A 14,225-nucleotide genomic window follows, 5' to 3' on the forward strand; every position below is an offset into this window, starting at 1 on the left:
GGGGCCGCGGACCGCCCGCCCCCCCCCCCCCCCCCCCCCCCCCCCCCCCCCCCCCCCCCCCCCCCCCCCCCCCCCCCCCCCCCCCCCCCCCCCCCCCCGCGGCGGCGTCGGTCAGCCGGCGACGGCCGCGCCGTCGGGGGCCAGCGCGCGGGAGACGACGAGGGCGTTGGCCCGCTCGAGGTCGGTCTCGAAGTCGACCTCCACCGCGGGGGTGGCCGAGATGTCCAGCGGCCGGAACTGCAGGCCGCGCTCGGCGATCGCCGTCTCGATGCCCCGCTCGAAGTAGTCGTTCGCGGCGCAGGCGTCGAGGTGCTCGAGCAGGACTGGTTTGTCGTCCGCCGACACGTAGTTGATCCCGACCGCCTCGCCGAGACCGCCGACGACGGTCTTCGACAGCTCGGCGATCGCGCCGTCCTCGTCGAGGGTGTACTTGACCTCCTCGTCCCCGACGGCGGCGGTGTCGACGCAGACGAAGCTCTGGTCGGCCCGCAGGTGGTCCATCGCCTGCTCGAGCACGGCGGGCTCGAACACCACGTCCCCGTTCAGCCAGAGCACCCCGCCCTCGCGGGTGCGGGCGAGGCCGGTGAGCAGGCTCTTGGAGGTGTTGGTCTGCTCGAAGTCGGGGTTGTAGGCGAACCGGAGGTCGGGCGCGGCGGCCATGACCGTGGCGCACTCGTAGCCGACGACGACGGTGATGTCGGCGTCCCGGCCGAGCACCGCGCGCAGGTTGTCCACCTGGCGCTGCAGGATCGTCCGCCCGTCGTGCAGCGGGGTGAGCGGCTTGGGCGTCGAGCGCCCGAGGCGGGTGCCCATGCCGGCGGCCAGGATGACGACCTGGACCTGCGGCACGGTGGTGTTCGCCGGCGTCGGCTCGGCCGCCCGGGGGAGCGGGGTGAGGCGGCGGTCGGAGGTCCGCATGGTCATCTCCTGTCCTGTGCGGGCGCGGCGTGCGCGCGCGAGGGGGCGAGGGCGGGGGCGAGCAGGTCGAGGACGCGGTCGGTGGCGTGGCCGTCCTCGAGCAGGGAGAAGGTCTGCCGGAACCGGGCGTAGCGCTCGGCCGAGGCTGCGCGGACGGCGTCCAGGTCGGCGAGGGCGTCGACCAGCTCCGCGCTGGTGTGCACCAGGGGACCGGGCGCGACCTCCTCGAGGTCGAAGTAGAAGCCGCGCAGCTGGTCGCGGTAGCGGTCCAGGTCGTAGGTGAAGAACAGCATCGGCTTGCCGGTGACGGCGAAGTCGAACATGGTCGACGAGTAGTCGGTGACCATGACGTCGGCGGCGAGGTACAGGTCGGCGATGTCGGGGTGGCTGCACGCGTCGCGGACGGCGGAGCCCTCCACGACCTCCAGCCGGTCCATCACCATGTTGTGCAGCCGCAGCAGCAGCACGTGGTCGGTGCTGAGGCGTTCGGTGAAGGCGTCGATGTCGATCGGGAACTCGAAGTCGCGGTCGCCGGCCTTCTCGAACACCAGGTCGTCACGCCAGGTGGGGGTGTAGAGCACCGCCGTCTGCCCGTCGGCGATGCCGAGGTCGGCCCGCACCTTCGCGCGCACCTCGTCCCGCCGCGGGCTGCTGAGCAGGTCGTTGCGGGGGTAGCCGGTCTCGTGCACCGGGCCGCGGTAGCCGAAGGCGCCGCGCAGCCGGGGGGTGCTGGCGGGGTTGGGCGAGAGCAGGTGGTCCCAGCGGGCGATGTCCTGGTCGAGGTAGGCCAGCCGGCCCTCCGGCGCCCAGAACACGTCGTTGTGGATCCGCTTGAGCGGGGTGCCGTGCCAGGTCTGCAGGTAGGTCGCGCCGGGCCGCTTCTCCCAGTCCAGCGGGATGTGGTCGTTGGAGACCACCAGGTCGGCGGCCTCCAGCGCGGCGATGCACTCGGGGCTGCCGAACTCCACGGTGCGCACGCCGTCGGGGAAGGTGCTCCGCGTGTGCGGCGCGGACAGCCAGGTGTGCGTGGCGTCGGTGCCCCGCTCGAGGAGCGCCTCGTGGATCGCCCGGGGGCTGTCGGAGAAGTGGCCGCGGAAGGCGACGTAGACGATGTTCACCGGGCGGCTCCCAGCAGCTCGAGCTCGTCGGCGGCGGCCGGCAGCACCAGGGCCACGACCTCCGCCCACGAGCCGACGACGGCGAGCGCGCCGGCGTCGCGCAGGGCGGCGGCGCGCGCGGCCCGCTCGCCGGCCGGCACGAACAGCAGGTTGCCGACGACGGGGCAGCCGGCGGCGACCGCGGACCGCACGCCGGCCACCGAGTCCTCGACGGCCAGGCCGGCCTCGGGGGCGATGCCGAGGGCCTGGCAGGCGTGCAGGTAGACGGCCGGGTCCGGCTTGCTGGTCGGGGTGGGCAGCGAGTCCTCGGCGCTGAAGCGCACCGACGGCGGCAGGAGGTCGTCCAGCCCGGTGGCGGTGAAGCAGGCGTCGAGGCGGGACAGCGCGCTGGAGCTGACGACGGCCAGCTGCAGCCGGCCGGCCAGCGCCTGCAGCGCCGCGGTGGTGGCGGCGTGCGGGCGCAGCGTCCGCGCGAGGTGGTCGGTGACCGCGCGCTTCTCCTCGGCGACCCACGGGGACAGGTCGACGTCCGCGCCCACCTCGGCGACCAGCCGGGCCGCCGTGGCCCGGAACGTCATGCCCGTGAACGCCCGGCGCAGCTCCTCCCCGGTGAAGCGCCGGGGGTCGCCGAGTTCGGCGAGCAGCCGGTTGGTCACCTCGGCCGAGGCGTCGAACGCCGGTTCCTCGGAGGGGAACAGGTTGCCGTCGGCGTCGCAGAGCACCACCTCGACGCGGTCGAGGCCGGACGGACGGGTGGTCACAGGGTGGTCTCCCCTCGATCGGTGTGCAGCAGGGCGGCGAGCGTCGCGCGGGCGCCGTCCCGCTGCAAACGGGTCAGCGCACCGGCGAGATCCCGCACGAAGGCGGGCCGGTCGCCGAGGTCGCCGAAGACGCCCCGCTCGGACAGCAGCGGCCGGGGATCGGCGCCGCCCGCGCGGGCCAGGTGCTGCAGCCGCTCGGCCAGCGGGTCGTCGACGACCACCGGGTGCCCGTCGTCGTCCCTGCCCTGCAGGTAGCGGAACCAGGCGGCGACGGCCAGCGTGAGCAGCTCGGTCGGCCGCTCCTGGTCCAGCGCCTCGCGCAGCGAGGGCAGCAGGTGGTGCGGCATCTTCGTCGACCCCCGGCGGCAGAGCCGGGGGAGCCCGTCGGCGATCGCCGGGTTGGCGAAGCGGCGGCGCAGGGCGCGCTTGTAGTCGGTCAGGTCGATGCCGTCCGGCGGCGGCAGCAGCGGGGTGATCTCCCGGTCGAGCAGCCGCTTCAGGTACCGGCGGAAGAGCCGCTCGGCCATCAGCTCGTCCAGCCGGGTGTGGCCGGCCAGCGTGCCGAGGTAGCCCAGCGCGCAGTGCCCGGCGTTGAGCAGCCGCGTCTTCATCAGCTCGTAGCTCGACACGTCCGCCACGAAGCGGACGCCGACCTCGTCCAGCGGGGGCCGGCCGTTGCAGAAGGTGTCCTCGATGACCCACTGGGAGAACGGCTCGGTGATCACCGGCCAGCGGTCGTCGACGCCGTACCGCTGCGCGACCGCGGCCCGCTCCTCCGGCGACGTGTGCGGCGTGATCCGGTCGACCATGCTGCTCGGGAAGGCGACGCGGTCGCCGATCCAGCGGGCGAGCACCTCGTCGCGCATCCGGGCGAAGCCGGTGATCATGGCCCGGGCGGCCTCGCCGTTGCGGTGCACGTTGTCGCAGGAGACGACGGTGAAGGGCGCGGTGCCGGCACGGCGCCTGCGGTCGAGGGCCTCGACCAGGAAGCCCACGACCGTGCGCGGGCTCCCAGGGGTGCGCAGGTCGCCGAGGACGTCGGCGTCGTCGACGTCGAAGGCACCGGTCGAGGGGTCGAGCCGGTAGCCGGCGCCGGTGATGGTCATGCTCACCATGCGCGTGCGCGGATCGGTCAGCCGGCGCAGCACGCGCTCGGGGTCGTCGGGGGCGAACAGGTAGTCGGTCATGACGCCGACCACCCGGGCGCGCTCGCCGTCGGGGCTGCGCTCCACGACGGTGTAGAGGAAGTCCTGGGGGGCCAGCGCGTCGTGCATGCGGCGGTGGTGCAGCCCCACGCCGGTGACACCCCACCCGGTGCTGATGCGCTGCTCGGCGAGCTCGTCGAAGTACAGCAGCTGGTGGGCGCGGTGGAACCCGCCGACGCTGATGTGCACGACGGACGGCACGAGGGAGGAGCGGTCGTAGGTCGGCACCTGCAGACGGCCGTCGAACCGCCCGAGACCCTCCTCGGTCAGCGGTAGCGCCGTGGTGACGACGTTCCGGGGGGCGACGTCAGGGGAGCTCGTGACGTCGGCGGAGGCCGGGGTGGGATCGAGCATGCGTCCGGCATGCGTCACGGCAACCTCCTCGAGCTCGGGTCGGCCCTGGGGAGGGGGCAGCTACGACCGGTCGTGCCGGGGAGGCACGCCCGGCCGACGGCCCATCCGCGATCAGGCCCGACACGGTGGTCCTGCATAGGAGGACCGGCAGGCGGCGCGGACGACTTCACGCCGGACGGCCTCTGTGCCCACCCTAGGGGCAGGGGAAACGGCAGGTGAACGGCAGGGGCTCGCCGCGCCATGCCACCGGTGGGATTCGTGAGACCGTTCACACGGCGTGTTCGGGCCGACACGCCGCACGAGGGGTTACGGATCAGTCACGCGGTGTTTGTATGTGTACCGACCGAATCGGGCCCGTCACGGGCCGCTTCCTCCGAGACGGGGCAGGTGCACGGGCACGCATGGGCACTCGGACCTTCGATGCCGACCTCCTCGAGCGGCCGGCCCGGACCTCCTCCCACCGCATGCCCGTCAGCCCTCCCCGCCGCCCGGGCGGGCGTGTGCCGCGCCGCCCCGTGCTGCTGCTCGCCGCGCTGATCGCCGGCGGCGTGGGCGCGGGCGTCGTCACCTTCCAGGGCTTCACGCCGGCCTCCGCCGACGCGACCTCGGTGGTGGAGGCCCAGCAGGCGCTGCTGGCGACCGGTGAGGAGGACCTCGAGGTCATGCCGATGGCCTCGATCACCGAGGCCGAGGCGCAGGCGCGGCTGCAGGAGGTCGCCGCCTCGCGCGCCGCGCGCGCCGAGGCCGAGGCCGCTGCGATCGAGGCCGCCCGGCCCAAGGCGGTGCTGCCGGTCAACGGCGCCCGCCTGACCAGCGGGTTCGGCTCCCGGTGGGGGACCTTCCACTACGGCATCGACCTGGCCGCACCCATGCGCACCCCCGAGTACGCGGCGATGGACGGCGTCGTGCTGCGGGCCGGCTCGGCCAGCGGGTTCGGCCTCGCCGTCTACATCCTCCACGAGAACGGCGACGTCACCGTCTACGGCCACATGGACTCGATCTCGGTCTCGGTCGGTGACTACGTGGAGGCCGGCCAGGAGATCGCCAAGCTGGGCAACCGCGGCCAGTCCACCGGTCCGCACCTGCACTTCGAGGTGCACCAGGGCGGCATCGAGGGGGAGCGGATCGACCCGATCGACTGGCTGGCCGAGCGCGGCGTCCACGTCTGATCGAATACCGCCCGTGAGCAGGGCGGCCGAGGAGCAGAACCGGCGGCTGCTGCGCGCCCGCGACGCCATGGACCGGGCGTACGCCGAGCCGCTCGACGTCCCCACCCTGGCGCGCATCGCCTGCGTCTCCGAGGCGCACTTCATCCGGACGTTCCGGGCCACGTTCGGCGAGACGCCGAACCGCTACCTGCAGCGCCGGCGGGTGGAGCGGGCCATGTGGCTGCTGCGCGCCACCGACAGGAGCGTCACCGACATCTGCATGGACGTCGGCTTCTCCAGCCTCGGCACGTTCAGCCGGGTGTTCCGCGACGTCGTGGGGGAGCCGCCGAGCGCGTACCGGGCGCGCGGGCCGCTGCCGCCGGTGCCGTCCTGCTTCGCGATGGCCTGGACCAGACCGAGCAGTTTTGGAGAAGCCTGAGGTCAGCCGCCGGTCCTAGCGTTCTGCGCATGTTGAACTCCCTCGGCACCTCGCAGATCTACGTCACCGACCAGGACAAGGCGCTGGACTTCTACGTCGGCAAGCTCGGCTTGGAGGTCCGGGAGGACGTCGACCTGGGCTTCATGCGCTGGCTCACCGTCCAGGTGCCCGGCGACGACCGCGGCATCCTGCTCGAGATCCCCGGCCCGCCCTCGATGAGCCAGGAGACCGCGGCGCAGGTGCGCGACCTCCTCAGCAAGGGCAGCACCGGCGGCCACCTCTTCTTCCGCTGCGACGACGCGCACAAGACGTACGCCGACCTCAAGGAGAAGGGCGTGGAGGTCGCCGAGGAGCCGGTCGAGCAGCCGTACGGCATCGACTTCGGCCTGCGCGACCCGTTCGGCAACCACATACGCATCGCGCAGATGAAGGGCTGACACCCGCTCGCCACCCCTGCGCCGGCCGGCGGACGCCGCCCTGTACAGTTGTCGACGGCTCGGGACGAACCGGATCGGGCCGTGCGGGGCTGTGGCGCAGCTGGTAGCGCACCACACTGGCAGTGTGGGGGTCAGGGGTTCGAGTCCCCTCAGCTCCACCGCGACGACCAGGCCGTTCTCCCTCGGGAGGGCGGCCTGGGTCGTCTGGTTGCAGTTGACTCGGGCCACATGAGAAGGACTGCGCCCATGCGGTGGGCGGCCTCGCGGGCCGGCGCCGTGGCCGGCATCTGCTCCGCCCGCTGGCGACGCCGGGACTCCTGGTGCCGCCGCTGCCGCTCACGCTCGCGCTGCCGAGCTCGGTATCCAGGCGTTCGGGTGTCTGCCATGCCGGTGACAGTGCAGGCGTGAGCTTCAGCAACCCGCCGCAACGAGTTTGCAGGCCCTGGATGCACGAGTGTGATGCCTCGTGATCTTGTGGTCGTCGATGGTGCTCAGGCCCGGGTTGCTCGCTCCGGGTAGGCGGGTGGCAGGGAGAAGTTCCACAGCTGGCCCGGCTCGGGGTTGCGACTCTCGCGGTGTCACTGAAAGGCGGCTTCAGCAACGCTGCTTCGGCGGATGTGGCGGAGCCCCGCCGGGGCCGTGCGAACGGCGTCCGCCCTGGGGATAGAGCCCTTACCGAGTTCCGGGCGGCGCTCCGACCGCAGCAGACCCTGTCGGTGGCGGCAACGGGCCGGCAGACTGGCCGCCGCTGACCATGTTCGACCGCTGCATCACCGGGCGACCGTGCCGATCGACACGGCGACCAGACCCCGGCGGGGGCGGGCCGGAGGCCGGCCCGGCTGACCGAACTGGGCGTAACTGCGGGCGGTCGGTGGGGGGAGTCGGGATCAGACGGTCGTCCCGCGCCACGGGTCGCCCTTGGCCGCGGAGTACCGCTGCCAGACGTATCGCCAGGGCGTGACGGCCACGATGATGACCTCCGGCGCGAAGCTGACGATGATCTCGCTCATGGCCGGGTCGACGTCGCCGGCGAGCACCGCGGGCAGCGCCACGACGGACAGCCAGATCACCTTCCACAGGGTCTCGAACAGCAGGATCGGCAGGAGCCGCACCGGGTAGCGCAGTCCGAGGAACGCCAGCAGCGACATGGCGGTGAGCAGGACGGCGACGACGCCCTCGTAGAGCGGGAAGTCGCGGTCGTAGCCGATGACGATCGGCCACTTCACCAGGGCGAGACCGACGCCCATCACCAGGTAGCCGATCCGCATCAGGTTCAGCCGCCAGGTGGGCAGGCCGGCCGGCCCGGCGTTGACCGCGGGGGTGGGGTCGGTGCGGGCGACGGTCATGGTGGTCTCCCTCGTTCTCGAACGGGTTGCGGCGGCTGCCGCGGGCGGAGCTGAAGCTAGGAGCGGACGGGGTGAGCGCGGATCACCACACGATGTGAGAAGGCGTGGTGATCTCGGGCGCTGCGGCCCGGCCGTGGCGGCCGGGATCATCGGCCGGGTTGGCGGGTCAGCAGCCGGGCGCGGAGCCGGTGCAGGCGCGGCATGAGGCCGTACATCACGATCGGGACCGCGAGGGTGGCGACGATGACGGTGCGCAGCACGACCGAGGTGCCGGCGAGCAGTCTGCTCAGCGCGAGGTTGAGCACGATCAGGGTCGGCAGCACGGCGAGCCAGATCATCAGCGCCAACTGGTGCTTCGACGGCGGCGGAACCGGCGTGGGCGTGTGGCGCGCAGGGGTGGTGAGCATGTCGTTCTCCTCGTCGGGTGGGGGGCCGCGGTCCGTCGGGCGCGGTGCATGTGGGTGGCCGGCCCGTGGGCGGCCGCCGGGTGTGGCTGGGGTAGTGGGGGCTAGAGGCCGTGCCGGCGTTCGGCGAGGACGGCGGTGGTGAGGCGGGCCTCCGTCGGGGCGGAGAAGACGCCGCCAGCCGCGTGGTGCTCGTCGACCGCGCGGTCGGTGTCCTCGGCGACCAGGTCGGCGTTGATCGCGATCCCGGTGGTGTTCCCGGCGCCCGCGGCGGCGACGACCTGGGCACGCGGGTCGACGATGTTGCCGGCCGCCCAGACCCCGGAGGTGCTGGTCCTGCCGGTCGCATCGACCGTGACGAACCCGGCCTCGTCGGTCCGGCAGCCGAGCAGGGCCAGCAGGCCGTCGGCGTGCGCGGTGTTGTCGGGGCGGACGAACACCGCGGTCCGCGGTACCACCCGTCCGTCGGCCAGCTGGACGCCGGTCAGCCGGTCGGCCTCGACGACCAGTTGTGTCACCTGGCCGTGCAGGACCTGGATGCCGCGGGCCCGCAGCGCGACGCGTTCGGGGGTGGTCAGCGGGTGGGTGTGGGCGAAGAAGACCACGTCGTCGGACCACTGGCGGATCAGTTGCGCGTGCGCGACCGCGCCCGGGCCGGTGTTCAGCACGCCGAGCGGCTGGTCGCGGACCTCCCAGCCGTGGCAGTACGGGCAGTGCAGCAGGTCCCGGCCCCACCGCTCACGGACGCCGGGGATGTCCGGCAGCTCGTCGCGGACGCCGGTGGTGAGCAGGATCCGGCGGGCGTGGAGCACCCGGCCGGTGGCGAGGCGGACGACGAAGCCGGGCTCGACGCCCAGCACCCGGTCGGCCACCAGTTCCACGCCGTACCGGGCGGCCTCGGCCCGGCCGGCGGTCAGCAGGGCGGTCGGCGGCATCCCGTCGCGGGACAGGAAGCCGTGCATGTGCGCCGCGGGCGCGTTGCGCGGCGCGCCGGCGTCGACCACCGCGACCCGCCGGCGCGCCCGGCCGAGCACCAGCGCCGCACTGAGGCCGGCGGCACCGCCGCCGACCACCACCACGTCGAAATTCTTCGCCTCCATGGCGATCACCTCCGCGGCGAAGGTTCGCCGGGCGGCCCGACCACGACAACGATCGTTGCCATTTCCGGGAACCGCTGGTGGGGTGGCCGGCATGCGGCACTCGGCGGCGATCGCGGCGGCGCTGGCCGAGGTGGGCCCGCGGCTGAAGCGGGTGCGTACCCAGCGGGACATCACCCTGACCGAACTGGCCGCCGCCACCGGGATCTCCAAGAGCACCTTGTCCCGGCTGGAGTCCGGCCAGCGCAGGCCCAGCCTGGAACTGCTGCTGCCGATCGCGCAGGCCCACCGGATTCCGCTGGAGGAGCTGATCGGCGCACCCGAGGTGGGCGACCCCCGGGTCCGGTTCACTCCACGCCGGCGCAACGGGCGCATCGTCGTCCCGCTCACCCGCAACCCCGGCGGCCTGCAGGCGTGGAAGACGATCATCCCGCCCGAGCACGGCGAGCCCGAGCTGCGCACCCACGAGGGCTACGAATGGCTCTACGTGCTCGCCGGGCGGGTGCGGCTGATCCTGGCCGACCACGACCTCACCCTGAGCCCCGGCGAGGTGGCCGAGTTCGACACCCGGCTCCCGCACTGGTTCGGACCCGCCGACGATCAGCCGGTGGAGATCCTCAGCCTGCTCGGGCGGCAGGGCGAACGCATCCACGTCCGCGCCGCGCCCCGCCGAGCCGACCACGGTTGATCTCGCTGGGGCCGCAGCGAAGAGCATCGACACCGTCCGTGTCCGGCTGCCACGATGCGTCGGCCGAGACGACGGCGGGCGCCGGCGACGAGGCGGCTGACGACAGGGTGGTGGGCGACACCCCCGGGGTCCGACCCTCGAGGGAGGTGGTCGTCATGGGCCCCCTGCTCACCACCAAGCTGCACGTGCCCCGACGGCGGCGCGGCCTCGTGGCCCGCCCCCGGCTGAACGAGCGGCTCGACGGGAGCGGCGACGCGGCGCTGACCCTGGTGTCGGCGCCGGCCGGGTTCGGCAAGACCACCCTGCTGACCGACTGGCTGGCCGCCGCCGACCGGCGATCGACGGCGTGGCTGTCCCTCGACGACCGGGACAACGACCCGAGCACGTTCTGGGCCTACCTCATCGCCGCGCTGCAGACAGCGGTGCCCGGCGTCGCGGCCGGCGCGCTCGCGCTGCTGCGGGAGCCGCACGCGTCGCTCGACGAGGTGCTCGCGACCCTCGTCAACGAGCTCGACGCGGCCCCGGACGACCTGGTCGTGGTCCTGGACGACTACCACATCATCGCCGCTCCCCTGATCCACGAGCGGACGGCCTTCCTGGTGGAGCACCTGCCCCCGCACGTGCACCTGGTGATCGCTACCCGCGCCGACCCGGCCCTGCCCGTGGCCCGGTGGCGGGCGCGCGGCGAGCTGGTCGAGGTCCGCGCCGACGACCTGCGCTTCACCGCCGAAGAGGCCGCGGCCTACCTCGACGAGGCGATGGGGCTGGCCCTGACCACCGAGCACGTCGCGGCGCTGGAGGCGCGCACCGAGGGCTGGATCGCCGCGCTGCAGTTGGCCGCGCTGTCCTTGCAGGGCCGCGACGACCCCGGCGACTTCATCACCGGGTTCGCCGGCGACGACCGGTACATCGTCGACTACCTCGCCGAGGAGGTCCTGCAGCGCCAGCCCGACGACGTGCGGAACTTCCTGCTGCAGACCTCCATCCTCAGCCGGTTCACCGGCCCGCTCTGCGACGTCGTCGTCGGCCGCGGCGGCGGCCAGCCGATGCTGGAGGCACTGGAGCGGGCGAACCTGTTCCTGGTGCCGCTGGACGACCGGCGCAACTGGTACCGCTACCACCACCTGTTCGCCGACGTCCTTCAGGCGCACCTGCTCGACGAGCAACCCGACACCGTCCCCGAGCTGCACCGGCGGGCAGCGGAGTGGTTCGAGCGCAGCGGCGAGCGGGCCGAGGCGATCGAGCACGCGCTGGCGGCGGGGGACCTCGATCGGGCGGCGGACCTCCTCGAGGTCGTGATCCCCGCCCTGAACCGGCACCGGGGGGAGGCCACGCTCCGCCGCTGGCTGGAGTCGCTGCCCGACGAGGTGCTCCACGCCCGGCCGCTCCTGAGCGCCGGCTACGTGGGGGCCCTGATGTCCACCGGAGAGGTACGCGGCGTGGAGGCGCGCCTGGAGGAGGTCGAGCGGTGGCTGGCCCGCCCACCGGGCGGGGCGGACGGCGTCGTCGTGGACGAGGCGCGGCGGCGCCTGCCCGGCCAGATCGCCATGTTCCGGTCTGCGCAGGCTCTGGCCTCCGGTGACGTGGACACCAGCATGCGGCACGCCCGGCGGGCGCTCGATCTCGCGGCTCCGGGCGATCTCGCCACGCGGGGCGGCCTGGAGGCGCTGATCGGGCTGGCGTTCTGGACGACGGGCGATCTCGACGAGGGCTACCGCTGGTACGCCCGGGGGATGGCGAGCCTCGACGAGGCGGGCTACGCCACCGACGTGGTCGGCGGCGCCGTCACCCTGGCCGAGATCCGGATCGCCCAGGGCCGGCTCCGCGACGCCATGACCATCTACCGGCGCGGACTACGCCGCGCCGAGCAGGCCGTGCCGGCGCTCAAGGGCGCGGCCGACATGCACGTGGGCATGAGCGACCTGTTCCGGGAGCGGAACGACCTCGAGGCCGCCCGGCAGCACCTCGAGTGGAGCTCTGAACTGGGCCCGTCCGCGGACCTGCCGAAGAACGCGTACCGGCGGCGCCTCGCCATGGCCCGCCTCTGCGAGGTGGACGGTGACCTCGACGGGGCCCTCGACCTGCTGGACGAGGCTGAGCGCTGCTTCAACAACGACTACTCACCCGACGTCCGACCGATCCCCGCTCTGCGAGCCCGGATGGAGGCTGCGCACGGCCGGCTGGGGGACGCGCTGGACTGGGTCGGCGAACGGGGCCTGTCCGCCGACGACGACCTGAGCTACCTGCGCGAGTACGAGCACGTGACCCTGGCGCGCGTGCTGCTCGCCCGGCACGCCATGGAAGACGGCGCCGGGTCCTCGCTCCGTGCAGCGACCGGGCTGCTCGACCGGCTGCTGTCCGCGGCGGATGCGGGGCACCGGACGGGCAGCGTCATCGAGATCCTGGTGCTGCGGGCGCTCGCCGCCCAGGCCCGCGGCGACATGCCGGCGGCGCTCGCGGCGTTGCGGCGCGCCCTGTCCCTGGCCGAGCCGGAGGACTACGTCCGGACCTTCGTCGACGAGGGGGTGCCGATGACCGCCCTGCTGCGGTCCGCCGGAGCCTCGGGATCGACCTCGGGCTACGTCCGCCGGCTCCTGGCCGTCTGTGGTGTACACGACGACGAGCCCGTCGCCCAGCGTCTGGTGGAGCCGCTGAGCGCCCGGGAGCTCGACGTACTCCGGCTGCTGGCCACCGACCTCGACGGCCCACGGATCGCCAGCGAGCTGTTCGTGTCCCTGAACACATTCCGGACCCACACCAAGAACCTCTACGCCAAGCTCGGCGTGACCAACCGGCGTGCGGCCGTCCGCCGGGGGCAGGAGCTGGATCTCGTGCGGGGCCGGTAGGGCGGGCGTCAGCGCACACGCCGGACACGAAGGATCGCCGCGCCCGCCAGCACGGCGCAGGTGCCGGCGACAGCGAACAGCACCCCGTAGTCGCCGTCGGCGATCGAGAGGACGAACGGGGCCAGCGCAGGCGCGACCGAGTAGGGCAGGGCGCCGGCGATGTTGAGGACGCCGAGGTCCTTGGCGTTGTCGTCGCTCGGCAGCACATCGGCGACGAGTGCGAGGTCGACGGCGGTGTAGAGGCCGAAGCCCAGTCCGCCGACGGCCATGCCGACGAGGTAGCCGTCGAAGCCGGAGGCGCTCGCGAGCAGGAACAGCGCCGAGCCGTACACCAGCGCCGCGACGCAGACGAAGACCTTGCGCCGGCCGGTGCGGTCGGACAGCCGCCCGCCCACGACGGAGGCGACGGCGACGAGTGCGGACTGCGCGAGCGTGCCCAGGAAGATCTGCCGGGGGACGTCGGCCTCGGCGCTGCCCACCTGCTGCAGCAGGTAGAACGCCTGGTAGGTGGTCAGGAACGCGTAGGCCAGGACGAACAGGAATCGGCTGACGAAGGCCCACGCGAAGTCCGGGTTTCTCCTGGGGCTGACGTAGAACGTGCCGGCCAGTTCCCGCAGCGACCACGCCGGCTTCTCCGCCCGGGCGAGCCTGCGGTCGTCGAGCGTGAGGGCGAAGAGCAGGACGAAGAACCCACCGACTGCGCAGGGCACGAGGAACATCGCGAGCTGGTTGCCGGTGACGAGTTGGACCAGGTAGGTGCCGCCCACGGAGGCGACCGGAAGGCACACGCCGAGCACGCCGGACACCAGGCCGCGCTGCGCGGTCGGCACCTGGTCCGGCAGCACCGCCACCATGGCAGCGAGCAGGGCGTTGTTGAGCATCTGGGCCAGGCACCAGCCGGCGAGGACCACCGGGATGCTCGGCGCCAGCGCGACCACGAGGACGCCGAGCGAGCCGCCCAGCAGACCAGTCACCATCCACGGCCGCCGCATGCCCAGCGGCGAGGAGGTTCGGTCGCTGAGCTTGCCGAAGAACGGGTTGGCCACCATGGCCACCAGGCCGCCGACCCCGGTGACCAGCGCCAGGCCCTCCGGCGCCCGCTCGGCGCCGACGAGCGAGTTGACCTTCAGAGCCAGGGTGACCAGGAGGGGCGCCACCAGCACCAGGCACGTGCCCGTGAACGCGGCCGCGTAGAGCCAGACGAAGCGCGGGCCGACCCGCTGGGTCGGAGCCGAGCGCACCCCGGGCTCCGCCGCGGGCAGCGGTGGCGGCAGCGGCTCCGGTCCGGCTCCGGGAGCAACGGTGCGGGACACGGGCGGCTCCCTCGACGTGCTAGTTGTACTGATCGGGCAGGTTGGTGCACCGTGTCCGACGGATTCGGATCTTGATGTAGGGAGGGACCTCCGGGTTTGGTTTGGGAGCCGCCAAGCACCCAGCCAGACCCAGGAGGTCCCTCGTGGTTCA

The 14,225-nt window shown here is 73.3% G+C and carries 13 protein-coding genes and 1 tRNA gene; 6 read left to right on the forward strand and 8 right to left on the reverse strand.

The window, feature by feature from the left end; all coding sequences use genetic code 11:
* Positions 1 to 111 precede the first annotated feature (111 nt).
* From ACI8AF_RS27030 to ACI8AF_RS27045, 4 genes are read right to left on the reverse strand one after another with little or no spacing between them, the layout of a single operon-like run.
* On the reverse strand, positions 112 to 924 hold the full coding sequence (locus ACI8AF_RS27030) for a phosphocholine cytidylyltransferase family protein (RefSeq protein WP_456542877.1): 813 nt from the start codon (positions 922 to 924) through the stop codon (positions 112 to 114).
* A complete protein-coding gene (locus tag ACI8AF_RS27035; protein ID WP_456542878.1) occupies positions 921 to 2,036 on the reverse strand; it encodes a CDP-glycerol glycerophosphotransferase family protein in 1,116 nt (371 codons plus the stop codon). Before ACI8AF_RS27035 ends, ACI8AF_RS27030 begins: the two co-directional genes overlap by 4 nt.
* A complete protein-coding gene (locus ACI8AF_RS27040) occupies positions 2,033 to 2,797 on the reverse strand; it encodes an HAD family hydrolase (protein WP_456542879.1) in 765 nt (254 codons plus the stop codon). The genes ACI8AF_RS27035 and ACI8AF_RS27040 overlap by 4 nt, the downstream gene beginning before the upstream one ends.
* Positions 2,794 to 4,374: a mannitol dehydrogenase family protein gene (locus tag ACI8AF_RS27045; RefSeq protein ID WP_456542880.1), complete on the reverse strand. Its 1,581-nt coding sequence runs from the start codon at positions 4,372 to 4,374 to the stop codon at positions 2,794 to 2,796. The genes ACI8AF_RS27040 and ACI8AF_RS27045 overlap by 4 nt, the downstream gene beginning before the upstream one ends.
* Before the next feature lie 482 nt (positions 4,375 to 4,856).
* On the opposite strand from ACI8AF_RS27045, the gene ACI8AF_RS27050 reads away from it, so the two are divergent.
* The 4 genes from ACI8AF_RS27050 (at position 4,857) to ACI8AF_RS27065 (ending at position 6,538) form a co-directional block, all read left to right on the forward strand.
* Positions 4,857 to 5,525, forward strand: a complete 669-nt coding sequence (locus ACI8AF_RS27050; protein WP_456542881.1) for a M23 family metallopeptidase — start codon at positions 4,857 to 4,859, stop codon at positions 5,523 to 5,525.
* Between the two features lie 13 nt (positions 5,526 to 5,538).
* The gene (locus tag ACI8AF_RS27055) at positions 5,539 to 5,943 is read left to right on the forward strand and encodes a helix-turn-helix domain-containing protein (RefSeq protein ID WP_456542882.1); all 405 of its coding nucleotides are present in this window, start codon (positions 5,539 to 5,541) and stop codon (positions 5,941 to 5,943) included.
* 29 nt (positions 5,944 to 5,972) lie between these two features.
* Entirely contained in the window at positions 5,973 to 6,380 is a 408-nt protein-coding gene (locus tag ACI8AF_RS27060) for a VOC family protein (RefSeq protein WP_456542883.1), read from the forward strand.
* 85 nt (positions 6,381 to 6,465) lie between these two features.
* Positions 6,466 to 6,538: transfer RNA gene (locus ACI8AF_RS27065), tRNA-Ala, on the forward strand.
* 729 nt (positions 6,539 to 7,267) lie between these two features.
* Here the strand turns inward: ACI8AF_RS27065 and ACI8AF_RS27070 are convergent.
* From ACI8AF_RS27070 to ACI8AF_RS27080, 3 genes are all read right to left on the reverse strand, one after another.
* Positions 7,268 to 7,726, reverse strand: a complete 459-nt coding sequence (locus ACI8AF_RS27070) for a hypothetical protein (protein ID WP_456542884.1) — start codon at positions 7,724 to 7,726, stop codon at positions 7,268 to 7,270.
* Between the two features lie 146 nt (positions 7,727 to 7,872).
* The gene (locus ACI8AF_RS27075) at positions 7,873 to 8,133 is read right to left on the reverse strand and encodes a hypothetical protein (RefSeq protein ID WP_456542885.1); all 261 of its coding nucleotides are present in this window, start codon (positions 8,131 to 8,133) and stop codon (positions 7,873 to 7,875) included.
* Between the two features lie 101 nt (positions 8,134 to 8,234).
* On the reverse strand, positions 8,235 to 9,230 hold the full coding sequence (locus ACI8AF_RS27080) for an NAD(P)/FAD-dependent oxidoreductase (protein WP_456542886.1): 996 nt from the start codon (positions 9,228 to 9,230) through the stop codon (positions 8,235 to 8,237).
* Between the two features lie 91 nt (positions 9,231 to 9,321).
* On the opposite strand from ACI8AF_RS27080, the gene ACI8AF_RS27085 reads away from it, so the two are divergent.
* Positions 9,322 to 9,915, forward strand: a complete 594-nt coding sequence (locus ACI8AF_RS27085) for a helix-turn-helix domain-containing protein (protein ID WP_456542887.1) — start codon at positions 9,322 to 9,324, stop codon at positions 9,913 to 9,915.
* A 155-nt stretch (positions 9,916 to 10,070) separates the two neighbouring features.
* A complete protein-coding gene (locus ACI8AF_RS27090; protein WP_456542888.1) occupies positions 10,071 to 12,761 on the forward strand; it encodes a LuxR C-terminal-related transcriptional regulator in 2,691 nt (896 codons plus the stop codon).
* Positions 12,762 to 12,769: 8 nt separating this feature from the next.
* Here the strand turns inward: ACI8AF_RS27090 and ACI8AF_RS27095 are convergent, their stop codons facing one another.
* Positions 12,770 to 14,074: an MFS transporter gene (locus ACI8AF_RS27095; protein WP_456542889.1), complete on the reverse strand. Its 1,305-nt coding sequence runs from the start codon at positions 14,072 to 14,074 to the stop codon at positions 12,770 to 12,772.
* Between the last annotated feature and the right edge of the window lie 151 nt (positions 14,075 to 14,225).

The organism is Blastococcus sp. SYSU D00669 (genome assembly GCF_054050715.1).

Bases quoted from the DNA above. Each gene is read 5' to 3' on its own strand.
- ACI8AF_RS27030 (WP_456542877.1), bottom strand. From the start codon at position 924: ATGACCATGCGGACCTCCGACCGCCGCCTCACCCCGCTCCCCCGGGCG.
- ACI8AF_RS27090 (WP_456542888.1), top strand. From the start codon at position 10,071: ATGGGCCCCCTGCTCACCACCAAGCTGCACGTGCCCCGACGGCGGCGC.
- ACI8AF_RS27060 (WP_456542883.1), top strand. From the start codon at position 5,973: ATGTTGAACTCCCTCGGCACCTCGCAGATCTACGTCACCGACCAGGAC.
- ACI8AF_RS27070 (WP_456542884.1), bottom strand. From the start codon at position 7,726: ATGACCGTCGCCCGCACCGACCCCACCCCCGCGGTCAACGCCGGGCCG.
- ACI8AF_RS27075 (WP_456542885.1), bottom strand. From the start codon at position 8,133: ATGCTCACCACCCCTGCGCGCCACACGCCCACGCCGGTTCCGCCGCCG.
- ACI8AF_RS27080 (WP_456542886.1), bottom strand. From the start codon at position 9,230: ATGGAGGCGAAGAATTTCGACGTGGTGGTGGTCGGCGGCGGTGCCGCC.
- ACI8AF_RS27085 (WP_456542887.1), top strand. From the start codon at position 9,322: ATGCGGCACTCGGCGGCGATCGCGGCGGCGCTGGCCGAGGTGGGCCCG.